Origin of the sequence: Pseudomonas sp. R1-43-08 (assembly GCF_003852255.1) — a bacterium.
Taxonomy (GTDB): Bacteria; Pseudomonadota; Gammaproteobacteria; order Pseudomonadales; family Pseudomonadaceae; genus Aquipseudomonas.
On the sequence record NZ_CP027734.1, the window covers coordinates 981,120 to 1,001,597 of the forward strand.

General features: G+C 59.6%; 26 protein-coding genes. 15 read left to right on the forward strand and 11 right to left on the reverse strand.

The window, feature by feature from the left end:
* Positions 1–25 precede the first annotated feature (25 nt).
* Together C4J87_RS04290 and tldD are read left to right on the forward strand one after the other, a co-directional pair.
* Positions 26–874, forward strand: a complete 849-nt coding sequence (locus C4J87_RS04290; RefSeq protein WP_124365833.1) for a carbon-nitrogen hydrolase family protein — start codon at positions 26–28, stop codon at positions 872–874.
* 16 nt (positions 875–890) lie between these two features.
* Positions 891–2,333 (forward strand): metalloprotease TldD, encoded by a 1,443-nt coding sequence (gene tldD, locus C4J87_RS04295; RefSeq protein WP_124361304.1) that lies wholly within the window; start codon positions 891–893, stop codon positions 2,331–2,333.
* A 45-nt stretch (positions 2,334–2,378) separates the two neighbouring features.
* On the opposite strand, the gene yjgA is transcribed toward tldD, so the two are convergent.
* On the reverse strand, positions 2,379–2,900 hold the full coding sequence (gene yjgA / locus C4J87_RS04300; RefSeq protein WP_124365834.1) for a ribosome biogenesis factor YjgA: 522 nt from the start codon (positions 2,898–2,900) through the stop codon (positions 2,379–2,381).
* A 108-nt stretch (positions 2,901–3,008) separates the two neighbouring features.
* On the opposite strand from yjgA, the gene pmbA reads away from it, so the two are divergent.
* The 6 genes from pmbA to C4J87_RS04330 all read left to right on the forward strand — a co-directional run bounded on the left by pmbA (position 3,009) and on the right by C4J87_RS04330 (position 8,262).
* Positions 3,009–4,355, forward strand: coding sequence for a metalloprotease PmbA (pmbA, locus tag C4J87_RS04305; protein ID WP_124365835.1), 1,347 nt, complete (start codon positions 3,009–3,011; stop codon positions 4,353–4,355).
* Positions 4,356–4,502: 147 nt separating this feature from the next.
* Positions 4,503–4,898 (forward strand): FagA protein, encoded by a 396-nt coding sequence (locus C4J87_RS04310; RefSeq protein ID WP_124365836.1) that lies wholly within the window; start codon positions 4,503–4,505, stop codon positions 4,896–4,898.
* Positions 4,891–6,267: a lyase family protein gene (locus C4J87_RS04315; RefSeq protein WP_124365837.1), complete on the forward strand. Its 1,377-nt coding sequence runs from the start codon at positions 4,891–4,893 to the stop codon at positions 6,265–6,267. The genes C4J87_RS04310 and C4J87_RS04315 overlap by 8 nt, the downstream gene beginning before the upstream one ends.
* Before the next feature lie 27 nt (positions 6,268–6,294).
* Positions 6,295–6,723, forward strand: a complete 429-nt coding sequence (locus C4J87_RS04320) for a hypothetical protein (RefSeq protein ID WP_124365838.1) — start codon at positions 6,295–6,297, stop codon at positions 6,721–6,723.
* Between the two features lies 1 nt (position 6,724).
* A complete protein-coding gene (locus C4J87_RS04325) occupies positions 6,725–7,336 on the forward strand; it encodes a superoxide dismutase (RefSeq protein WP_124365839.1) in 612 nt (203 codons plus the stop codon).
* Between the two features lie 32 nt (positions 7,337–7,368).
* Complete coding sequence (locus C4J87_RS04330; RefSeq protein WP_124365840.1) at positions 7,369–8,262, forward strand: ZIP family metal transporter; 894 nt, start codon at positions 7,369–7,371, stop codon at positions 8,260–8,262.
* 25 nt (positions 8,263–8,287) lie between these two features.
* On the opposite strand, the gene C4J87_RS04335 is transcribed toward C4J87_RS04330, so the two are convergent.
* The 10 genes from C4J87_RS04335 to C4J87_RS04380 all read right to left on the reverse strand — a co-directional run bounded on the left by C4J87_RS04335 (position 8,288) and on the right by C4J87_RS04380 (position 15,296).
* Positions 8,288–8,560 carry an HPr family phosphocarrier protein gene (locus C4J87_RS04335; RefSeq protein ID WP_124365841.1) on the reverse strand — a complete coding sequence of 91 codons (273 nt, stop codon included), beginning with the start codon at positions 8,558–8,560 and terminating at the stop codon, positions 8,288–8,290.
* 16 nt (positions 8,561–8,576) lie between these two features.
* Positions 8,577–9,434, reverse strand: a complete 858-nt coding sequence (gene rapZ, locus C4J87_RS04340) for an RNase adapter RapZ (RefSeq protein WP_124361313.1) — start codon at positions 9,432–9,434, stop codon at positions 8,577–8,579.
* Positions 9,435–9,436: 2 nt separating this feature from the next.
* Positions 9,437–9,901 carry a PTS IIA-like nitrogen regulatory protein PtsN gene (gene ptsN / locus C4J87_RS04345; RefSeq protein ID WP_124365842.1) on the reverse strand — a complete coding sequence of 155 codons (465 nt, stop codon included), beginning with the start codon at positions 9,899–9,901 and terminating at the stop codon, positions 9,437–9,439.
* A gap of 9 nt (positions 9,902–9,910) precedes the next feature.
* Positions 9,911–10,216: a ribosome hibernation-promoting factor, HPF/YfiA family gene (gene hpf, locus C4J87_RS04350; RefSeq protein ID WP_057724572.1), complete on the reverse strand. Its 306-nt coding sequence runs from the start codon at positions 10,214–10,216 to the stop codon at positions 9,911–9,913.
* A gap of 76 nt (positions 10,217–10,292) precedes the next feature.
* Positions 10,293–11,786, reverse strand: a complete 1,494-nt coding sequence (locus tag C4J87_RS04355; RefSeq protein WP_057724573.1) for an RNA polymerase factor sigma-54 — start codon at positions 11,784–11,786, stop codon at positions 10,293–10,295.
* A 184-nt stretch (positions 11,787–11,970) separates the two neighbouring features.
* Positions 11,971–12,696 (reverse strand): LPS export ABC transporter ATP-binding protein, encoded by a 726-nt coding sequence (lptB, locus tag C4J87_RS04360; protein WP_003171806.1) that lies wholly within the window; start codon positions 12,694–12,696, stop codon positions 11,971–11,973.
* Entirely contained in the window at positions 12,696–13,229 is a 534-nt protein-coding gene (gene lptA / locus C4J87_RS04365) for a lipopolysaccharide transport periplasmic protein LptA (protein WP_043050759.1), read from the reverse strand. Before lptA ends, lptB begins: the two co-directional genes overlap by 1 nt.
* Positions 13,216–13,788, reverse strand: coding sequence for an LPS export ABC transporter periplasmic protein LptC (lptC, locus tag C4J87_RS04370; RefSeq protein ID WP_124365843.1), 573 nt, complete (start codon positions 13,786–13,788; stop codon positions 13,216–13,218). The genes lptA and lptC overlap by 14 nt, the downstream gene beginning before the upstream one ends.
* An 8-nt stretch (positions 13,789–13,796) precedes the next feature.
* Positions 13,797–14,321, reverse strand: a complete 525-nt coding sequence (locus C4J87_RS04375) for an HAD family hydrolase (protein WP_124365844.1) — start codon at positions 14,319–14,321, stop codon at positions 13,797–13,799.
* A complete protein-coding gene (locus tag C4J87_RS04380) occupies positions 14,322–15,296 on the reverse strand; it encodes a KpsF/GutQ family sugar-phosphate isomerase (protein WP_124365845.1) in 975 nt (324 codons plus the stop codon). It abuts the gene before it with no gap.
* Between the two features lie 307 nt (positions 15,297–15,603).
* On the opposite strand from C4J87_RS04380, the gene C4J87_RS04385 reads away from it, so the two are divergent.
* From C4J87_RS04385 to murA, 7 genes are all read left to right on the forward strand, one after another.
* Positions 15,604–16,413: an ATP-binding cassette domain-containing protein gene (locus C4J87_RS04385; RefSeq protein ID WP_057724577.1), complete on the forward strand. Its 810-nt coding sequence runs from the start codon at positions 15,604–15,606 to the stop codon at positions 16,411–16,413.
* Positions 16,413–17,210 (forward strand): lipid asymmetry maintenance ABC transporter permease subunit MlaE, encoded by a 798-nt coding sequence (gene mlaE, locus C4J87_RS04390; RefSeq protein ID WP_124365846.1) that lies wholly within the window; start codon positions 16,413–16,415, stop codon positions 17,208–17,210. The genes C4J87_RS04385 and mlaE overlap by 1 nt, the downstream gene beginning before the upstream one ends.
* Positions 17,210–17,677 carry an outer membrane lipid asymmetry maintenance protein MlaD gene (gene mlaD / locus C4J87_RS04395; RefSeq protein ID WP_003171814.1) on the forward strand — a complete coding sequence of 156 codons (468 nt, stop codon included), beginning with the start codon at positions 17,210–17,212 and terminating at the stop codon, positions 17,675–17,677. Before mlaE ends, mlaD begins: the two co-directional genes overlap by 1 nt.
* A gap of 11 nt (positions 17,678–17,688) precedes the next feature.
* Positions 17,689–18,336 carry a phospholipid-binding protein MlaC gene (locus tag C4J87_RS04400; protein WP_124365847.1) on the forward strand — a complete coding sequence of 216 codons (648 nt, stop codon included), beginning with the start codon at positions 17,689–17,691 and terminating at the stop codon, positions 18,334–18,336.
* Positions 18,333–18,638 (forward strand): lipid asymmetry maintenance protein MlaB, encoded by a 306-nt coding sequence (locus C4J87_RS04405; RefSeq protein WP_124361319.1) that lies wholly within the window; start codon positions 18,333–18,335, stop codon positions 18,636–18,638. Before C4J87_RS04400 ends, C4J87_RS04405 begins: the two co-directional genes overlap by 4 nt.
* Positions 18,639–18,754: 116 nt before the next feature.
* Positions 18,755–18,994 (forward strand): BolA family protein, encoded by a 240-nt coding sequence (locus tag C4J87_RS04410; RefSeq protein WP_124361320.1) that lies wholly within the window; start codon positions 18,755–18,757, stop codon positions 18,992–18,994.
* A 23-nt stretch (positions 18,995–19,017) separates the two neighbouring features.
* On the forward strand, positions 19,018–20,283 hold the full coding sequence (gene murA / locus C4J87_RS04415) for a UDP-N-acetylglucosamine 1-carboxyvinyltransferase (protein ID WP_043050767.1): 1,266 nt from the start codon (positions 19,018–19,020) through the stop codon (positions 20,281–20,283).
* Positions 20,284–20,478 lie beyond the last annotated feature (195 nt).

Sequence of the window (20,478 nt, forward strand, 5' to 3'; positions counted from 1 at the left end):
CATGCCCTTTACGGAGTGTCGGCCCATGTCCTTTGCGGTAATTCAAATGGTCAGCCAGAGTGATGTGCTGGCGAACCTGGCCCAGGCACGCCGCCTGCTGGAACGCGCGGCGGCGGATGGCGCCAGGCTTGCGGTACTGCCGGAAAACTTCGCCGCCATGGGCCGCCGTGACATGGCTGACATCGGTCGGGCCGAGGCCCTGGGTGAAGGCCCGATCCTGCCATGGTTGAAACAGGCCGCCCGCGACCTCACCTTATGGATAGTGGCCGGCACACTACCGTTGCCACCCAAGGACCAACCGAACGCCAAGCCTAACGCCTGTTCGCTGTTGATCGATGACCGCGGTGAAATCGTCGCTCGCTACGACAAGCTGCATTTGTTCGATGTGGATGTGGCGGATGCCCGGGGTCGTTATCGCGAATCCGACGACTATGCTTTCGGAAGCAACGTGGTGGTGGCGGATACGCCGGTGGGGCGCTTGGGGCTGACGGTGTGCTATGACCTGCGCTTCCCCGAGCTGTACAGTGAGCTGCGCGCGGCGGGGGCTGAGTTGATCAGCGCGCCCTCGGCGTTTACGGCGGTGACCGGGGCGGCGCATTGGGATGTGCTGATTCGTGCACGGGCCATCGAAACCCAGTGTTACCTGCTGGCGGCTGCCCAGGGCGGTGTGCACCCGGGGCCACGGGAAACCCACGGGCACGCGGCAATTATCGACCCCTGGGGGCGGGTGTTGGCCCAACAGGATCAAGGCGAAGCGGTGTTGGTGGCCGAACGCGACAGCAAAGAACAGGCGTCGATACGGGCGCGCATGCCGGTGGTCAATCACCGGCGCTTTTTCTCGCAGGGCGCACAGCGACCTGCTTCAGAACGATGAATTTAAGGCCAAACCTATGAGCGAGTTGTTGTCCTCAGTCAGTGAACATCTCCTGGCACCCGGTGGCGTGACCATCGAAAGTCTGCAAACCGTGCTGGGCGATCTGGCCGGACCCGGGATCGACGCGGCCGACCTGTATTTCCAGGGGCAGATTTCCGAGTCCTGGGCGTTGGAAGACGGCATCGTCAAGGAAGGCAGTTTCAACCTTGACCAGGGTGTAGGCGTTCGCGCGCAATCCGGAGAAAAAACCGGTTTTGCCTACAGCAACGCCATTACGTTGGAGGCCCTGGGCCTGGCTGCGCGTGCGGCCCGTTCGATTTCCCGCGCAGGCCAGAACGGCACGGTGCAGGCGTTCAGCACCCAGGACGTGGCGCAGTTGTATGCGCCGGATAATCCGTTGGAAGTGATCAGCCGCGCGGAGAAGGTCGAGTTGCTCAAGCGTGTGGACGCGGCGACCCGCGCCCTGGACCCGCGCATCCAGCAGGTCACCGTGAGCATGGCCGGCGTGTGGGAGCGCATCCTCGTCGCGTCTACCGACGGCGGGCTGGCGGCAGATGTGCGGCCACTGGTGCGTTTCAACGTGAGTGTGATCGTCGAGCAGAACGGCCGCCGCGAGCGCGGCGGCCATGGCGGTGGCGGGCGTACCGACTACCGTTATTTCCTCGCCGAAGACCGCGCCATGGGTTATGCCCGTGAAGCCTTGCGCCAGGCGCTGGTCAACCTGGAAGCGATTCCGGCGCCGGCCGGTACCTTGCCGGTGGTGCTGGGCTCGGGTTGGTCCGGTGTGTTGCTGCACGAAGCCGTGGGCCATGGGCTGGAAGGCGACTTCAACCGAAAGGGCAGCTCCGCCTACAGCGGGCGCATGGGCGAGATGGTCGCCTCCAAGCTGTGCACCATTGTCGATGACGGCACCTTGGCCGGTCGCCGGGGTTCGTTGAGTGTGGATGACGAGGGCACGCCCACGGAGTGCACCACCCTGATCGAAAACGGCGTACTCAAGGGCTATATGCAAGACAAGCTCAACGCCCGCCTGATGGGCGTGGCGCGCACCGGCAACGGTCGCCGCGAATCCTATGCCCACCTGCCTATGCCACGCATGACCAACACCTACATGCTCGGTGGCCAAAGCGATCCGGCAGAAATCATTGCTTCCGTGAAGCGCGGCATCTACTGCGCCAACCTCGGCGGTGGGCAGGTGGATATCACCAGCGGCAAGTTTGTGTTTTCCACCAGCGAGGCGTACTTGATCGAAGACGGCAAGATTACCGCGCCGGTCAAGGGTGCGACGTTGATTGGTAATGGGCCGGAGGCCATGAGCAAGGTGTCGATGGTCGGTAACGATCTGTCCCTGGACAGCGGCGTGGGCACGTGCGGGAAGGATGGGCAGTCGGTGCCGGTGGGCGTGGGCCAGCCAACCTTGAAAATTGATGCGATCACCGTGGGTGGCACGGGCTCGTAAGCCCGCAAGCTTCGGGTGGCGAAGGTCGCCACCCGGGGAAGAGGATCAGCGCAGGCCGCGTTGAGTCTCGTCCAGCTCACGGATGTATTTGAAGATTTTACGGCTGGTGGCCGGCGCCTTGTTATGCGCCGTTTCATGTTGGGCTTGACGGATCAGGGAGCGCAATTGCTGGCGGTCCGCTTCCGGATAGTCCAATACGAATTTCTCCAGCACGGCGTCATCGCCCTCGATCAGGCGGTCACGCCAACGCTCCAGGTTATGGAAGCGTTCGTTGTACTGGCGAGTGGAGGCATCGGTTTGATCGAGCAAGGCCAGAATGGCGTCAGTATCCTGATCGCGCATCAGCTTGCCGATAAACATGATGTGCCGTTTGCGCGCGATATTCGCGGTGTGCTTAGGCGCATCGGCCAAGGCCCGACGCATTTCGTCGGTCAGTGGCAGTTTTGCAATCAAGTCCTTTTTGAGCGTCGTAAGGCGCTCGCCAAGGTCAACCAGAGCATGCAGCTCACGTTTGACCTGGGTTTTGCTTTTCTCCCCATCGAGGGAGTCGTCGTAAGAATCAACCATGGTGGCAGTCCGCAAAGAAACGCCGCCATGATAACCAGTCGGGGGCCGCTTGTCCGGCCCGGTCGCTCGATGGCCTTAACCGAGAGCAGAATTTGAGTGGAGAAAACCATGAGTGCAGCCCAAAGCGTCGGTCCGCAAGCGTTACCGGCACTGCAGGAACAAGTCGAGCAGATCCTTGCCGAAGCCAAGCGCCAGGGGGCCAGCGCCTGTGAGGTAGCAGTGTCGCTGGAGCAGGGGCTGTCGACTTCGGTGCGTCAGCGGGAAGTGGAGACCGTAGAATTCAATCGCGACCAAGGGTTTGGGATTACCTTGTATGTGGGCCAGCGCAAAGGTTCGGCCAGCACCTCGGCCAGTGGCCCGGAGGCGATCCGCGAGACCGTTGCCGCCGCGTTGGCAATCGCCAAGCACACCTCCGAGGATGAAAGTTCAGGCTTGGCCGACAAAGCGCTGATGGCCAAGGACCTGCAGGATTTCGACCTGTTCCACGCCTGGGATATCACGCCTGAGCAAGCCATCGAACAGGCGCTGACCTGCGAAGCCGCGGCGTTCGACGCCGATGCGCGTATCAAGAACGCCGACGGCACCACCCTGAGTACGCATCAGGGCTGCCGTGTCTACGGTAACAGCCATGGTTTTATCGGTGGCTATGCGTCCACGCGTCACAGTCTGAGTTGCGTCATGATCGCCGAAGCCGGCGGCCAGATGCAGCGTGATTACTGGTATGACGTGAACCGCCAAGGCGAGTTGCTGGCCGACCCGGTAAGCATTGGTCAGCGTGCGGCGCAGCGTGCAGCCAGTCGCTTGGGCGCACGCCCGGTGCCTACGTGTGAAGTGCCGGTACTGTTTTCCGCAGAATTGGCCGGTGGTTTGTTCGGTAGTTTTCTTGGGGCGATTTCCGGCGGCAACCTGTATCGCAAATCTTCATTCCTTGAAGGCGCAATCGGCCAGAAGCTGTTCCCGGAGTGGCTGACCATTGATGAGCGCCCGCACCTGATGCGCGCCATGGGCAGCGCCTCGTTCGACGGCGACGGCCTGGCCACGTATGCCAAGCCGTTCGTTGAGAAGGGCGAGTTGGTGTCTTATGTATTGGGCACCTACGCTGGACGCAAGCTTGGCCTGCCAAGCACCGCCAACTCCGGCGGGGTTCACAACCTGTTCGTGACCCATGGCGATGAAGACCAGGCGGCGCTGTTACGTCGCATGGGGCGCGGCCTGCTGGTGACCGAATTGATGGGCCAAGGGCTGAACATGGTGACGGGTGACTATTCCCGTGGCGCGGCGGGGTTCTGGGTGGAAAACGGTGAGATTCAGTTCGCCGTTCAAGAAGTGACGATCGCCGGCAACATGCGCGATATGTTCAAGCAGATCGTGGCCGTGGGTAACGATCTGGAATTGCGCAGCAATATCCGCACGGGCTCCGTGTTGATCGAACGGATGACAGTCGCCGGTAGCTGACCTGCGACGCTTCAGCAAAAAGGCGCGCCATATCGATGATGGCGCGCCTTTTTTTTGTGCCGCTGGCGGACAGGATTAATCTGCTGTTGTTGTTTTGATTCTTAATATCATTTAATAATGAATATCATTACTGGATGAGTGTGGATCATGAGTTCTGTCTTGCATGAGGACCCGTACCTGGAAAGTTGGCGGTGGATGAGTCGTCAGATTCGCTGCGGGCTCGACCCCAATGAGCCTCGCCTGATCGAACATTACCTCAATGAGGGGCGCTATCTGGCGTGTTGCACCGCGACCCACCCGTGGACGATCGCTGAAACGTCATTTCGATTGCTCATCGACACCGCCAATGATGTCGCGCTGCCCTGGCATTGGCGCTCCTCGTGCCTGGACCAGGCCTGGCGCCCCCTGCGTGACCTGGAAAAACTCTCCCACTGTGCCTGCCGCCTCAAGCGCTGGCAGGCCTTCGCCTGGCAATTGGCGACATGCCAATTGCTGCCATCCCTCTCTCACGCCGACTTGGTGCAAGGATCTGATGATGAGTAACACCCGTATCGAACGCGACAGCATGGGCGAACTGCAAGTCCCCGCCGAGGCCTTGTACGGTGCGCAAACCCAGCGCGCGGTGAACAACTTTCCGGTCAGCCATCAACGCATGCCAGCGCAGTTCATTCGCGCGCTTATCCTGGCCAAGGCCGCTGCCGCCAGGGCCAACGTCGACCTCAAGCAAATCAGCGAAGGGCAGGGCAAGGCCATTGTCGACGCGGCCCAAGGCTTGCTGGAAGGCGACTACATGCAGCACTTTCCGGTGGATATCTTCCAGACCGGCTCCGGCACAAGCTCCAACATGAATGCCAACGAAGTGATTGCGACCCTGGCCAGCCGCTTGCTGGGCGAGGTGGTAAACCCCAATGACCACGTCAACTGCGGACAAAGCAGCAACGACATCATCCCGACCACCATTCATGTCAGCGCCGCGCTGGTGCTGCACGAGCAAACACTGCCGGCCTTGCTGCACCTGGTGCAGGTGATCGAGCAAAAGGCCGAAGCGGTCCACCCGTTTATCAAGACCGGCCGTACCCACTTGATGGATGCCATGCCGGTGCGCATGAGCCAGGTGCTCAATGGCTGGGCGCAGCAGCTCAAGGCCAATGTCGGCCACCTGCAAGACCTGCTGCCGGCGCTGCAGGCGCTGGCCCAGGGTGGCACGGCGGTGGGCACTGGCATCAACGCGCACCCTGAGTTTGCCGCACGCTTCAGCCAGCACCTGAGCCACCTGACCCAGGTGACGTTCACGCCGGGCAAGAACCTGTTTGCGTTGATTGGCTCCCAGGACACCGCCGTTGCCGTCTCCGGCCAGTTGAAAGCCACTGCAGTATCGCTGATGAAGATCGCCAATGACCTGCGCTGGATGAACTCCGGCCCGTTGGCCGGCCTCGGCGAAATCGAGCTGGAAGGTCTGCAGCCGGGGTCGTCGATCATGCCGGGCAAGGTCAATCCTGTGATTCCGGAAGCCACGGCCATGGTGGCCGCCCAGGTCATCGGCAACGACACGGTGATCACTGTCGCTGGCCAGTCCGGCAACTTCGAGCTGAACGTGATGCTGCCGATCATCGCCCAGAACCTGCTCAGTAGCCTGGAGTTGCTGGCCAACGCCAGTCGTTTGCTGGCGGACAAGGCCATTGCCAGCTTCAAGGTCAACGAAGCCAAACTCAAGGAGGCGTTATCGCGCAACCCGATTCTGGTCACTGCCCTCAATCCGATCATTGGTTACCAAAAGGCCGCTGAAATCGCCAAGCAGGCTTATCAGCAGGGTCGTCCGGTGATCGATGTCGCCCTCGAACACACCGACTTGCCGCGCAGCCAACTGGAAGTCCTGCTGGACCCGGAAAAGCTCACGGCCGGCGGCGTGTAATCACCGACCCTGCTTTGGAGGCTCACCATGGAGCACTGGAAACGCACGATCGAACGGGCCAATCGCTGCTTTATGGCGGGCGAGCTGGTAGACGCCCGCGAGGCCTACTTGCAAGCCCTGGCCCTCGCCCAGGTGTTGTTCGAACGCTGGGCGGACGCCGACGAAGCCGTGGCGGCTTGCGTCATTTCCCATCACAACCTGGCAGACCTGCACCTGCGCCTGAACCAGCCTGAGGAAAGCGCGGAATACCTCTGCGCCATTCACCAGCGCCTACTGCAGGCCATGCAGGACGCGCGGCTCAGTTCGCAGTTGCGCGAGGCCGCGTTGCGCCAGAGCAGCAAAACCTACGTCGAACTGTTGAATTTCATCAGCGATCACGGCGAGTACCCGCGCACCCATCGCTTGCTGGGCGGTGCCGCGTCGCAACCGACCCCCTCTTACTATGGAGCACATTGATATGACCTACACCCTGCCGGCTTTGCCTTACGCCTACGACGCCCTCGAACCCCATATCGATGCGCAAACCATGGAAATTCACTACACCAAGCATCACCAAACCTACATCAATAACCTTAATGCCGCCGTCGAAGGCACCGAGTTCGCAGGCTGGCCGGTGGAGAAGCTGGTTTCCAGCGTTGAAAAATTACCGGAGCAATTACGCGCTGCCGTGGTCAATCAAGGAGGCGGGCATGCCAACCATTCGCTGTTCTGGGCGGTCATGTCGCCCACAGGTGGCGGAAAACCCGAGGGGGAACTGGGCAAGGCGATCGACGAGCAACTGGGTGGCTTCGACAGTTTCAAGGAGGCCTTTACCAAAGCGGCGTTGACCCGTTTCGGCAGCGGCTGGGCCTGGTTGAGCGTCACCCCGCAAAAGACCTTGGTGGTGGAAAGCAGCGGCAACCAGGACAGCCCGCTGATGAGCGGCAACACGCCGATCCTCGGTTTGGACGTTTGGGAGCACGCCTATTACTTGCTGTATCAAAACCGACGACCGGAGTACATCAATGCATTCTATAGCGTCATCAATTGGCCGGAGGTTGCCGTGCGCTACCAGGACGCTTTGGCCTGATATTCACCCTATAACAAGATCTAAGGCCGACTATGGGTACTGAGACACTGGCGATTAGCAGCGTGCGATTATTTCGCTACGCGTTAGGCTCCCTGCTTGTATTAGTCGGTACGGCATTGCTGGTGGCCCATGGGCTGGCCTGGCTCGACCTGGAGCCACGCATCTTGCGCGCCTTGCAAGGCGGGGCGATCTGCGCACTCGGCACCGCCTTGGGCGCGGTGCCGGTGCTGGTGATCCGCCGAATGCCAGCGGCGCTGAGCGATACCTTGCTGGGGTTTGGGGCGGGGGTAATGCTGGCGGCGACCGCCTTTTCGCTGGTCGTGCCGGGCATTGCCGCCGCTGAAAGCCTGGGATTGTCACCCTGGGGCGCGGCTGGTTTGATCAGCTTCGGCATTATGCTGGGTGCATTCGGGCTCTATCTCGTGGACCGCAAGGTCTCCGGCGCCAGCCCGGAAATGCTGGTGGGCACGCCGGATAAGCCGGTTATCCCGCCGCGCATCTGGCTGTTTGTGTTTGCCATCATTGCCCACAACATTCCGGAAGGCATGGCCGTGGGGGTTTCTGCGGGTGGCGGCATGGCGGATGCAGACAGCCTCGCCATGGGCATTGCCCTGCAGGACGTACCGGAAGGCCTGGTGATCGCGCTGGTACTGGCTGGGGCGGGAATGTCGCGGATCAAGGCGTTCCTGATCGGCGCTGCGTCAGGTTTGGTCGAACCGGTCTTCGCAGTGCTGTGCGCGTGGCTGGTGAGCCTTGCCGAAGTGCTGTTGCCCCTGGGGCTGGCGCTGGCTGCTGGCGCGATGCTGTTGGTGGTGACCCATGAGGTCATCCCCGAGTCGCGCCGAAACGGTCACGATAAGCTCGCCAGCCTGGGGTTGTGCATCGGGTTTTGCTTGATGATGGTGATGGATACGGCGTTAGGGTAAAGCTTACTCTGATGGAGGGAAGAGCTTATTCGCCTTCATCAAAGTAGTTATTGATCAACGCCACCAATGCTTCCATCGCTTCGTGCTCCTGCTCACCCTCGGTTTTCAGGTGGATTTTGGTGCCCTTGCCTGCGGCAAGCATCATCATCGCCATGATGCTTTTACCGTCGACCATCGATTCTGGCGTGCGCCCGGCGCGTATCTGGCAGGGGAACTGCCCGGCAACGCCGACAAACTTGGCTGAGGCTCGGGCGTGCAAACCCAGCTTGTTGATGATTTCAATTTCCCGAGCCGGCATCGCAGTGGTGTTCCTTTCAGCTAAGGTCGCGGTGGCGAACCTGGACATTCTTGAGGGTTTGTTGCAGCACCTGGCCGAGCCGCTCCGTCAGGTAGACGGAGCGGTGGTGGCCACCGGTGCAGCCAATGGCAATGGTGACATAGGCGCGATTGCTTGCGGCAAAGCGCGGCAGCCATTTGAGCAGGTAGGTGGAGATGTCCTGGAACATCTCTTCCACATCCGCTTGTGCCGCCAGATAGTCGATCACGGGCTGATCGAGCCCGGACTGATCGCGTAATTCCGGCTTCCAATAAGGATTGGGCAGGCAGCGCACGTCGAACACCAGGTCGGCGTCCACCGGCATGCCACGCTTGAAACCAAATGACTCGACCAGAAACGCCGTGCCAGGCTCCGGCTGGTTCAGCAATCGCAGTTTGATCGCATCGCGCAGCTGGTACAGGTTCAGGTTAGTGGTGTTGATCTTGAGGTCGGCCAGATCGATGATCGGCCCCAGCAGCTTGGTCTCGTCCTGGATGGCTTCCGCCAGCGAGCGGTTGGCGCTGCTGAGCGGATGGCGTCGACGGGTTTCGGAGAAACGCTTGAGCAGGGTTTCTTCGTCGGCATCCAGGTACAGCACGTCGCAATGAATATGCTTGGCGCGCACTTCTTCAAGCAGTTCGGGGAAGCGCGAGAGATGGCTGGGCAGGTTGCGGGCGTCGATCGACACGGCGACCAGCGGTTGCGCCAGTTCGGTGTGGATCAGGGCGCGCTCGGCCAATTCCGGCAGCAGGCCGGCGGGCAGGTTGTCGATGCAATAAAAGCCGCTGTCTTCAAGCACATTGAGGGCAGTGCTCTTGCCCGAGCCGGAACGGCCACTGACGATGATCAAACGCATGATTATTGCCCGCTTTGCTCATCCAGGACGACCTGATACAACGCCTCATTACTTTCGGCACTGCGCAGTTTATCGCGTACTTCCTTGCGGTCGAGCATGCTGGCGATCTGCCGGAGCAGTTCCAGGTGCGCATCGGTGGCGGCTTCCGGGACCAGCAGGACGAACAGCAGATCAACCGGGGCACCGTCGATGGCGTCGAAATCGATGGGTTTTTCCAAGTGCAGTAGGGCACTGACGGGCGTGACGCAGCCTTTGAGGCGGCAGTGAGGAATGGCTATGCCGTTACCAAAACCGGTCGAACCGAGTTTTTCACGGGCAAACAGCGCCTCGAACACGTCCTGCATCTCCAGACCCGGCACTTCGCGCGCGATCAGGTTGGCAATTTGTTCGAGGGCTTTTTTCTTGCTGCCGCCCGGCACGTTCACGAGGGAACGGCCGGGGGTCAGGATGGTTTCAAGTCGGATCATGGGGGAGAGTTAACGACCTGTACCTTGCATCAGGTGCAGATTCTTTTCCTTATGCTTTTTGAGTTGGCGGTCAAGCTTGTCGGTGAGCAAGTCGATCGATGCATACATGTCTTCATGCTCGGCGTTAGCAACCACTTCGCCACCGGGTATCTGCAGGGTCGCTTCAATTTTCTGCTGAAGCTTATCGACCTTCATGATGACCTGCACGTTGGTGATCTTGTCGAAATGTCCTTCAAGCTTTTTCAGCTTCTGTTCGACGTATTCGCGCATGGGTGGGGTGACTTCTACATGGTGTCCACTGATGTTGACTTGCATACAGCTTCTCCTTCGTTGCCAGTGCATAAAGCGGCAGGCGAAAAGCGCCTGCCACTGGAACGCTGTGCCCCGCCCGTCACATCAAACGCTTTCGCTCGCTGGAAGGCGCGATCCCGAGAGACTCGCGGTACTTGGCGACGGTTCGACGGGCGACCTGAATGCCTTGTGCCTCCAGTAAACCAGCGATCTTGCTGTCACTCAACGGCTTTTTCTGATTTTCCGCAGCAACCAGTTTCTTGATGATCGCGCGGATCGCCGTGGACGAGCATTCGCCGCCTTCGGAGGTGCTTACATGGCTGGAGAAAAAGTATTTCAGCTCATAAATACCCCGTGGGGTATGCATGAATTTTTGCGTGGTCACCCGTGAAATCGTTGATTCGTGCATGCCGACCGCTTCAGCGATGTCGTGCAGTACCAGGGGCTTCATCGCCTCGTCGCCATACTCCAGGAAGCCGCGTTGATGTTCGACGATCTGGGTGGCCACTTTCATCAGGGTTTCGTTGCGGCTTTGCAGGCTCTTGATGAACCAGCGTGCTTCCTGCAGCTGGTTGCGCATGAACGTGTTGTCGGCGCTGGTATCGGCGCGGCGCACGAAGCCGGCGTATTGCGGATTGACCCGCAGGCGTGGCACCGATTCCTGGTTCAGTTCCACCAGCCAGCGCTCGTTGTCCTTGCGCACGATCACATCAGGCACGACATATTCTGCTTCGCTGGACTCGATCTGCGAGCCCGGCCGAGGATTGAGGCTCTGAACCAGCTCGATGACCTGGCGCAGCTCGTCTTCCTTGAGTTTCATGCGGCGCATCAGCTGGCTGTAGTCGCGGCTGCCGAGCAGGTCGATGTAATCGCTGACCAGGCGCTTGGCTTCAGCGAGCCAGGGGGTCTTGGCCGGTAGCTGGCGCAGTTGCAGCAACAGGCACTCGCTGAGCGTACGAGCGCCAATGCCGGCGGGCTCGAATTGCTGGATACGGTGCAGGACGGCTTCGATCTCGTCCAGTTCGATATCCAGCTCCGGGTCGAAGGCCTCAAGAATTTCTTCGAGCGTTTCGTCCAGATAACCCTGGTTATTGATGCAGTCGATCAGGGTGACGGCGATCAAGCGATCGGTGTCGGACATCGGCGCCAGGTTCAGTTGCCACAGCAAGTGGCTCTGCAGGCTCTCGCCGACCGACGTACGGGTGGTGAAGTCCCATTCGTCATCGTCATTGCTGGGCAGGCTGCTGGCGCTGGTCTGGTAGACGTCTTCCCATGCGGTGTCCACGGGCAGCTCGTTGGGAATGCGTTCGTTCCATTCGCCGTCCTCGAGGTTGTCCACCGTAGGGGCGGTTTCCTGATAGGACGGTTCCTGTACATCAGGATTGGGCTTTTGCTCGATATTGTCGGCCAAGGGGTCGGTATTGTCGAAGTCGTCGCCTTCTTCCTGGCGTTCGAGCATCGGATTGGACTCCAGGGCCTCCTGGATTTCCTGTTGCAGGTCCAGGGTCGACAATTGGAGCAGGCGGATGGCCTGTTGCAGCTGCGGTGTCATCGTCAGCTGCTGGCCCATTCTCAGGACTAGCGATGGTTTCATGGCAGGGGCTTAACACCTTATTCGCCGGCGCAATGCGCCATCCACGACAGGGCGCGTGAGCGCCAAACATAAGCAAATTATATGCCTGATATCGGGGCCTTTGCCTAGAGCGCGGTAACAATAAAAAAGCTGAGGTTTTTATTGACTCGCCCGCGCGCTCGCAAAAAGCCCGATATCACCGTGTTTACAGGCGGAACTCGTGACCCAGATAAACTTCTTTTACCAGTTCGTTGGCCAGGATCGTCGCGGAATCACCTTCGGCAATCAATTGCCCATCGTTAACGATGTAGGCGGTTTCGCAGATATCGAGGGTCTCACGGACGTTGTGGTCGGTGATCAGCACACCAATGCCCTTGGCCTTGAGGTGATGGATGATCTGCTTGATATCGCCGACCGAGATCGGGTCAACGCCGGCAAACGGTTCGTCCAGCAGGATGAATTTGGGGGCGGTTGCCAGGGCGCGGGCGATCTCCACGCGGCGACGCTCACCACCGGACAAGCTCATGCCGAGGTTGTCACGAATGTGGTTGATGTGGAATTCCTGCAGCAGGCTTTCCAGTTCCTTGCGGCGGCCGTCGCGGTCGAGTTCCTTGCGGGTCTCGAGGATTGCCATGATGTTGTCGGCTACCGACAGTTTGCGGAAGATCGACGCCTCCTGCGGAAGATAGCCGATACCTGCGCGCGCACGGCCGTGCATCGGCTGGTGACTGACGTCCAGGTCGTCGATCAATACACGCCCCTGATCCGCCTGGACCAGCCCGACGATCATGTAGAAGCACGTGGTCTTACCGGCACCGTTGGGGCCAAGCAGGCCGACAATCTGGCCGCTGTCGATCGACAGGCTCACATCGCGTACCACCTGGCGGCTTTTATAGGCCTTGGCCAGATGCTGGGCTTTCAGGGTTGCCATTACTCGGCCTTCTTCTTCGGCTGGATAACCATGTCGATCCGTGGGCGAGGCGCGGTGACCTTGTTGCCATTGGCGCGACCCGCCTGGGCGACCTGGGTCTGGGTGTTGTAGACGATCTTCTCGCCCTCGGTAGAGTTACCGTCGGCACTCAGCACCTTGGCCTGGTCAATCAGCACAATGCGATTTTGCTGGGCATGGTATTGGATCGTCTTGCCGTAGCCTTTCATTGGCCCTGGGTCTTCTGCTTTTTGCTTCTGCTCGAAGTAAGCCAGGTTGCCCACAGAGGTCACGACGTCGATATCGCCGGCCTGGGTGCGAGTCAGTGTCACCGTATTACCGGTGATCTTCATCGAGCCTTGGGTGATGATCACGCCACCGGTGTAGGTCGCGACGCCTTGCTTGTCATCCAACTGCGCATCGTCAGCCGAGATGTGGATCGGTTGCTGGCTATCGTTCGGCAGAGCCCAGGCGCTCACGCTTCCCAGTGCTGCGCCCAGACCGAGCAAAATAGGGAGGGTTTTAACGAGCCTCATACTGTCCTCTTACGTTCGATAGCAGGTGTATCCTGCTTTCTTTCAAATACGCTTTCATTCCCTTGCCGGTCGATACACCGCCAGCGCCGTCGATTCTAACGTCTTGCTCGGTCTGCGCATATTGCTGTTGTGGGAATACCGTCATGCGACTGCTGGTAATAATGGTGTCCCGGTTCTGCGCGTCTGTACGTGCGACGCGCACCGAGTCGATCAGTTCGATTTCGGTGCCGTCCGGATTGACCTCGCCACGCAGGCTGGTGACGTGCCACGGCAGTTCGGTGCCACGGTACATGTTCAAGTCCGGATTGGTCAGCAGGCTGACTTCCGAGGCTTTCAGGCGCTCGACCTTGTCGGAGACCAACTCGTACTGCACCTTGCCATCGGGCAGGAACTGCACGGTGTGGGTGTTGGTGGCGAAGTTGTCGATGATGCTTTCATCCACCTGCACGACAGGTTTGTCGAGAAAGCGCTCCGGGCTGATATTCCAGTAGCCCACCGCGAGCAACAGCGCGGCGATGACCCCGAATAGCAGGAAGTTGCGAATCTTTTTGCTCAGCATATAACGCTCTATAAGTAGGCGGCGTGGGCCGCTTCAAGACTGCCCTGGGCACGCAGGATCAACTCGCAGAACTCGCGGGCGGCACCTTCGCCACCGCGGGCGGCGGTAATGCCATGGGCGTGTTCACGCACAAACGCTGCGGCATTGGCGACGGCCATGCCCAGGCCTACCCGACGGATTACCGGCAGGTCAGGCAGATCGTCACCCAGATAGGCGACTTGTTCATAGCTTAGGTTGAGTTGGCCAAGAAGCTCGTCCAGCACCACCAGTTTATCCTCGCGGCCTTGATACAGGTGAGCAATTCCGAGGTTTTGTGCGCGACGTTCCACAACGGGGGTCTTTCGACCACTGATAATCGCTGTTTGCACGCCTGCCGCCATCAGCATCTTGATGCCCTGGCCGTCGAGGGTGTTGAACGTCTTGAATTCGCTGCCGTCTTCGAGAAAGTACAGGCGGCCATCGGTCAGCACGCCATCGACGTCGAATATCGCCAACTTGATGTTTTTACCGCGTTGCAACAGGTCGCTGGTCATTTACATCACTCCTGCACGCAACAAGTCGTGCATGTTCAGGGCGCCGATAGGGTGGTTGTGGTCATCGACCACCACCAGCGCGCCGATCTTGTGGTCTTCCATGATCTTCAGGGCTTCGGCTGCAAGCATTTCGGGGCGCGCGGTCTTGCCGTGGGGCGTCATCACGGCATCGATGGTTGCGGTATGGATGTCGATGGCCCGGTCCAGGGTGCGCCGCAGATCACCGTCGGTGAACACGCCGGCCAGTCGGCCATCGGCTTCCAGGATCACGGTCATGCCCAGGCCCTTGCGGGTCATTTCCATCAGCGCGTCCTTGAGCAAGGTGCCGCGTTGCACGTGGGGCAATTCATCGCCCGCATGCATGACGTTTTCCACTTTCAACAGCAAGCGACGGCCCAGGGCGCCACCGGGGTGCGAAAATGCGAAATCTTCAGCGGTGAACCCGCGAGCCTCAAGCAGCGCCACCGCCAGCGCGTCGCCCATGACCAGTGCCGCAGTCGTCGACGAGGTGGGCGCCAGGTTCAGCGGGCAGGCTTCATGGGCGACATGAACGTTCAAGTTCACTTCGGCGGCCTTGGCCAGTGTCGATTCCGGGTTGCCGGTGACGCTGATCATCTTGATGCCCAGGCGCTTGATCAGCGGCAGCAGGGTGACGATTTCGTTGGTGGTGCCGGAGTTGGACAATGCCAGAATCACGTCATCCTTGGTAATCATGCCCATATCACCATGGCTGGCTTCGGCCGGGTGCACGAAGAACGCTGTGGTTCCGGTGCTGGCCAGCGTAGCGGCGATCTTGTTGCCGACGTGGCCGGACTTGCCCATGCCAACCACGACAACGCGGCCTTTGCTGGCCAGAATCATCTCGCAGGCGCGTACGAAATCTGCGTCGATATGCGCCAGCAAACCTTCTACGGCTTCCAGCTCGAGGCGGATGGTGCGTTGTGCGGATTGGATGAGGTCGCTGGATTGGCTCATGTCTGAAGTCGTATAGCCTGACGAAAAGGCGGCGATTATAGCGGTAATGATCGATTCGCTCACATAAGTTCGTCAGGCTTTATTCTGAGCGTCTCCAGGATTCGTCTGAATAACATAGCCGGCAACGTTTTTCGCTGTGCTGAATCTGAACAAGCGCTGTTCCGGCCTTGGGGGCTCTGCACCAGCAGTGATATAGTTCGCGGCCAGTTCGGTCCGCCCAACCCATGGCGTAACTATTGCACATCCGTTGCAAACCAAAATCGCATACATGGTGTCTGAGTGAAAGGCTGCATCCCAAGGAGATTAGATGAGTGCCGATAACGCCTACGCGGTCGAGCTGAAGGGCCTTTCCTTCAAGCGCGGTACGCGCAGCATCTTCAATAACGTCGATATTCGCATTCCTCGCGGAAAAGTCACGGGCATCATGGGGCCTTCCGGTTGCGGCAAGACCACCTTGTTGCGCCTGATGGGCATGCAATTGCGCCCCAGTGCCGGCGAAGTGTGGGTCAACGGCCAGAACCTGCCGACGCTGTCGCGCAGCGATCTGTTCGATGCGCGCAAGCACATGGGGGTACTGTTCCAGAGCGGTGCGCTGTTTACCGACCTCGATGTTTTCGAAAACGTAGCGTTCCCGCTGCGGGTGCATACCCAGCTGTCCGACGAGATGATTCGTGACATTGTTTTGCTCAAGCTGCAGGCCGTAGGGCTTCGCGGGGCCATCGACCTGATGCCTGACGAATTGTCCGGTGGCATGAAGCGTCGTGTCGCCCTGGCGCGAGCCATCGCCCTCGACCCGCAGATCCTGATGTATGACGAGCCTTTCGTAGGCCAGGACCCCATCGCCATGGGCGTACTGGTGCGCCTGATCCGTCTGCTCAACGATGCCTTGGGCATCACCAGCATCGTGGTATCTCACGATCTGGCCGAAACCGCGAGCATCGCTGACTACCTCTATGTAGTGGGTGATGGCCAGGTGCTGGGGCAGGGGACGCCAGAAGAGCTGATGAACGCCGATAACCCGCGCATTCGCCAATTCATGACCGGCGATCCTGATGGCCCGGTGCCTTTTCACTTTCCGGCAGCGGACTACCGCGCAGATCTTCTGGGGAAGCGCTGATGCGCAAGACATCTATTATCGAAAAGGTTCGCCTTTTCGGTCGCTCGGGCATCGACATCGTCGAAGTCCTCGGGCGTTCGACTATTTTCCTGTTTCACGCCTTGCTCGGCCGCGGCGGCATCGGCGGCGGCTTTGGCTTGCTGCTCAAACAACTGCATGCGGTCGGCGTGATGTCCCTGGTGATCATCGTGGTCTCCGGGATGTTCATCGGCATGGTGCTGGCGCTGCAAGGCTTCAACATTCTGTCCAGCTACGGTTCAGAACAGGCGGTAGGGCAGATGGTTGCCCTGACGCTATTGCGTGAACTGGGGCCGGTGGTCACCGCGTTGCTGTTCGCCGGGCGTGCAGGTTCTGCGTTGACCGCCGAAATCGGTAACATGAAGTCCACCGAACAGCTGTCCAGCCTGGAAATGATCGGCGTGGACCCGCTCAAGTACATTGTTGCCCCGCGCCTGTGGGCCGGCTTCATTTCCCTTCCGCTGCTGGCAATGATCTTCAGCGTGGTCGGGATCTGGGGCGGTTCGTGGGTGGCGGTGGACTGGTTGGGCGTCTACGACGGTTCCTACTGGGCCAACATGCAAAACAGCGTGACCTTCACGGGTGACGTGCTCAACGGCATCATAAAGAGCATCGTCTTCGCCTTTGTAGTGACCTGGATCGCCGTATTCCAAGGCTATGACTGTGAGCCCACTTCAGAAGGGATCAGTCGCGCCACCACCAAGACCGTTGTATACGCCTCGCTGGCGGTACTGGGCCTTGACTTCATTTTGACCGCCTTGATGTTTGGAGATTTCTGATGCAAAACCGCACTGTGGAGATCGGTGTCGGCCTTTTCTTGCTGGCTGGCATCCTGGCTTTACTGTTGCTGGCCCTGCGGGTCAGTGGCCTGTCGGCCAGCCCCACCGCCGACACATATAAACTTTATGCGTACTTCGACAATATCGCCGGTTTGACGGTCAGAGCTAAAGTGACCATGGCCGGTGTGACCATCGGCAAGGTCACGGCAATCGATCTGGATCGCGACAGCTTCACCGGCCGAGTGACGATGCAGTTGGACAAGAAGGTAGATAATCTGCCGACTGACTCCACGGCATCTATCCTCACTGCTGGCCTGCTGGGCGAGAAGTACATCGGTGTCAGCGTAGGTGGGGAAACAGCCCTGCTCAAGGATGGCTCGACCATCCACGACACACAGTCGTCGTTGGTGCTTGAAGACCTGATCGGTAAATTCCTGCTCAACACGGTCAATAAAGACGCCAAATGAGGAATCTGTTCATGCTCTCTACCTTGCGACGTGGCCTTCTGGTTCTGCTTGCAGCGCTGCCGTTGATGGCCAACGCAGCCGGTTCTGCCCACGAACTGGTGCAGGACACCACCAACAAAATGTTGGCTGACCTGTCGGCCAACAAGGAAAAGTACAAACAAGACCCGAGCCAGTTCTACAACGCGCTCAATACCATTGTCGGTCCGGTGGTGGATGCCGAAGGCATCTCCAAAAGCATCATGACCGTCAAGTATTCGCGCAAGGCCACACCTGCGCAGATGCAGCGTTTCCAGGAAAACTTCAAGCGCGGCCTGTTCCAGTTCTACGGTAACGCCTTGCTTGAGTACAACAACCAGGGGATTACCGTCGCTCCGGCCGGTGATGAGTCGGGTGATCGCACCAGCGTCAACATGACCGTCAAAGGCACCAATGGCGCCGTGTACCCTGTGCAGTACACGCTGGAGAAGGTCAATGGCGAGTGGAAGCTGCGTAACGTGATCATCAACGGCATCAATATCGGCAAGCTGTTCCGTGACCAGTTCGCCGACGCGATGCAGCGCAATGGCAACGACCTGGACAAGACCATCAATGGTTGGGCCGGCGAAGTGGCCAAGGCCAAGGAAACTTCCGATAAGGAAGCCGGGAAACCAGCGCCATGACCGAGTCGGCTGTTCGTATCGGCGATGCCGGCGAGCTGTTCCTCAGCGGCGTGCTCGATTACCGCACCGGGCCTGACCTGCGCAAGCAGGGCCAGGCCCTGATCAAGGCCAGCACCGCGCCTGCGCTGGTGCTGGATTGCTCGGCGGTAACCAAGTCCAGCAGCGTCGGTCTGTCGTTGCTGCTGTGCTTCATGCGCGATGCCGCTGCGGTAAAAAAGCCGGTCAGTCTCCGTGCGTTGCCTGAAGACATGCGCGAGATCGCCGAGGTTTCCGGATTGACCGAGCTGTTGGCACACCCGTAATACACATTTATCAAAGAAGCCCTCCGTCAGAGTCCTGCTATGCGGGGTTCGCAGGCGCGGGGCTTTTTTTGTATGATGTGCGACCCGTGCGCACTGGGCGCCGATAGAGGTTGAGCATGCAGGCCCTAGAAGTTAAGAGCTTCCTTGAAGGAAAGCTGCCGGACACGGCTGTAGAAGTTGAAGGCGAAGGCTGCAATTTCCAGCTGAACGTGATCAGCGATGAACTGGCGGCATTGAGCCCGGTCAAGCGTCAGCAGCAGATCTATGCCCATTTGAACCCATGGATCACCGATGGCAGCATCCATGCGGTCACTATGAAATTTTTCAGCCGCGCGGCCTGGGCCGAGCGCACCTGAGCCCCCAAGGCGTCGAGATTCTTATGGATAAATTGATTATTACCGGTGGTGCCCGCCTCGATGGCGAGATCCGCATTTCCGGTGCGAAAAACTCCGCCTTGCCGATCCTGGCAGCGACCCTGCTGTGCGACGGCCCTGTCACGGTGGCCAACCTGCCGCACCTGCACGACATCACCACGATGATCGAGCTGTTCGGTCGCATGGGCATCGAGCCGGTGATCGACGAGAAGTTGTCCGTCGAAATCGACCCACGCACCATCAAGACCCTGATCGCCCCGTACGAGCTGGTGAAAACCATGCGTGCGTCGATCCTGGTGCTTGGCCCGATGGTCGCGCGTTTCGGTGAAGCCGAAGTGGCCCTGCCTGGCGGTTGCGCCATTGGTTCGCGTCCGGTCGACCTGCACATCCGTGGCCTTGAAGCCATGGGCGCGGTCATCGACGTGGAAGGCGGCTATATCAAGGCCAAGGCGCCGGAAGGCGGCTTGCGTGGCGCGAACTTCTTCTTCGATACCGTCAGCGTGACCGGTACCGAGAACATCATGATGGCCGCTGCCCTGGCCAAAGGCCGCAGCGTTCTGCAAAACGCCGCGCGCGAGCCCGAGGTGGTCGACCTGGCCAACTTCCTCAACGCCATGGGCGCGAAGGTTTCCGGCGCTGGCACCGACACCATCACTATTGATGGTGTAGAACGTCTGCACACCGCTACCTACAAAGTCATGCCGGACCGCATCGAGACCGGCACCTACCTCGTCGCCGCCGCCGTTACCGGTGGCCGTGTGAAGGTCAAGGACACCGATCCGACCATCCTCGAAGCCGTCCTGGAAAAACTCAAGGAAGCCGGCGCAGAAATCACCACCGGTGAAGACTGGATCGAGCTGAACATGCACGGCAAGCGGCCAAAAGCTGTCAACGTGCGTACCGCCCCGTACCCGGCATTCCCGACCGACATGCAGGCGCAGTTCATTTCCCTGAACGCGATCGCTGAAGGCACCGGCGCCGTGATCGAGACCATCTTCGAAAACCGTTTCATGCATGTGTACGAACTGCACCGCATGGGCGCCAAGATCCAGGTCGAGGGCAACACCGCCATCGTTACCGGCATCGACAAGCTCAAGGGCGCGCCAGTGATGGCGACCGACCTGCGTGCTTCGGCCAGCCTGGTGATCTCGGCACTCTGCGCCGAAGGCGATACGCTGATTGACCGCATCTACCACATAGACCGTGGCTACGAGTGCATCGAAGAAAAGCTGCAGATGCTCGGCGCTAAAATCCGCCGCGTGCCGGGCTAACCCCGACGTTCTGTAGGAGCGAGCTTGCTCGCGAAAAACGTCAACGATAACGCGTTTATCCAGAATCAACGCGGTGCCCATGAGTTCTTCGCGAGCAAGCTCGCTCCTACACACACACACTGGTTTGTTTCAAATCGAGGCTGTAAGGGCCTCGATCTGTGTCTGGCGCCGTTTGCGACCGGACAGCAATAGCCT

Bases quoted from the DNA above. Each gene is read 5' to 3' on its own strand.
- lptB (WP_003171806.1), bottom strand. From the start codon at position 12,696: ATGGCAACCCTGAAAGCCCAGCATCTGGCCAAGGCCTATAAAAGCCGC.
- C4J87_RS04335 (WP_124365841.1), bottom strand. From the start codon at position 8,560: ATGCCGGCTCGGGAAATTGAAATCATCAACAAGCTGGGTTTGCACGCC.
- mlaE (WP_124365846.1), top strand. From the start codon at position 16,413: ATGCGCAAGACATCTATTATCGAAAAGGTTCGCCTTTTCGGTCGCTCG.
- tldD (WP_124361304.1), top strand. From the start codon at position 891: ATGAGCGAGTTGTTGTCCTCAGTCAGTGAACATCTCCTGGCACCCGGT.
- rapZ (WP_124361313.1), bottom strand. From the start codon at position 9,434: ATGCGTTTGATCATCGTCAGTGGCCGTTCCGGCTCGGGCAAGAGCACT.
- yjgA (WP_124365834.1), bottom strand. From the start codon at position 2,900: ATGGTTGATTCTTACGACGACTCCCTCGATGGGGAGAAAAGCAAAACC.
- C4J87_RS04380 (WP_124365845.1), bottom strand. From the start codon at position 15,296: ATGAGCCAATCCAGCGACCTCATCCAATCCGCACAACGCACCATCCGC.
- C4J87_RS04385 (WP_057724577.1), top strand. From the start codon at position 15,604: ATGAGTGCCGATAACGCCTACGCGGTCGAGCTGAAGGGCCTTTCCTTC.
- lptA (WP_043050759.1), bottom strand. From the start codon at position 13,229: ATGAGGCTCGTTAAAACCCTCCCTATTTTGCTCGGTCTGGGCGCAGCA.
- C4J87_RS04405 (WP_124361319.1), top strand. From the start codon at position 18,333: ATGACCGAGTCGGCTGTTCGTATCGGCGATGCCGGCGAGCTGTTCCTC.
- C4J87_RS04290 (WP_124365833.1), top strand. From the start codon at position 26: ATGTCCTTTGCGGTAATTCAAATGGTCAGCCAGAGTGATGTGCTGGCG.
- pmbA (WP_124365835.1), top strand. From the start codon at position 3,009: ATGAGTGCAGCCCAAAGCGTCGGTCCGCAAGCGTTACCGGCACTGCAG.
- lptC (WP_124365843.1), bottom strand. From the start codon at position 13,788: ATGCTGAGCAAAAAGATTCGCAACTTCCTGCTATTCGGGGTCATCGCC.
- mlaD (WP_003171814.1), top strand. From the start codon at position 17,210: ATGCAAAACCGCACTGTGGAGATCGGTGTCGGCCTTTTCTTGCTGGCT.
- C4J87_RS04310 (WP_124365836.1), top strand. From the start codon at position 4,503: ATGAGTTCTGTCTTGCATGAGGACCCGTACCTGGAAAGTTGGCGGTGG.
- C4J87_RS04375 (WP_124365844.1), bottom strand. From the start codon at position 14,321: ATGACCAGCGACCTGTTGCAACGCGGTAAAAACATCAAGTTGGCGATA.
- C4J87_RS04315 (WP_124365837.1), top strand. From the start codon at position 4,891: ATGAGTAACACCCGTATCGAACGCGACAGCATGGGCGAACTGCAAGTC.
- murA (WP_043050767.1), top strand. From the start codon at position 19,018: ATGGATAAATTGATTATTACCGGTGGTGCCCGCCTCGATGGCGAGATC.
- ptsN (WP_124365842.1), bottom strand. From the start codon at position 9,901: ATGATCCGACTTGAAACCATCCTGACCCCCGGCCGTTCCCTCGTGAAC.
- C4J87_RS04400 (WP_124365847.1), top strand. From the start codon at position 17,689: ATGCTCTCTACCTTGCGACGTGGCCTTCTGGTTCTGCTTGCAGCGCTG.
- C4J87_RS04410 (WP_124361320.1), top strand. From the start codon at position 18,755: ATGCAGGCCCTAGAAGTTAAGAGCTTCCTTGAAGGAAAGCTGCCGGAC.
- hpf (WP_057724572.1), bottom strand. From the start codon at position 10,216: ATGCAAGTCAACATCAGTGGACACCATGTAGAAGTCACCCCACCCATG.
- C4J87_RS04320 (WP_124365838.1), top strand. From the start codon at position 6,295: ATGGAGCACTGGAAACGCACGATCGAACGGGCCAATCGCTGCTTTATG.
- C4J87_RS04355 (WP_057724573.1), bottom strand. From the start codon at position 11,786: ATGAAACCATCGCTAGTCCTGAGAATGGGCCAGCAGCTGACGATGACA.
- C4J87_RS04325 (WP_124365839.1), top strand. From the start codon at position 6,725: ATGACCTACACCCTGCCGGCTTTGCCTTACGCCTACGACGCCCTCGAA.
- C4J87_RS04330 (WP_124365840.1), top strand. From the start codon at position 7,369: ATGGGTACTGAGACACTGGCGATTAGCAGCGTGCGATTATTTCGCTAC.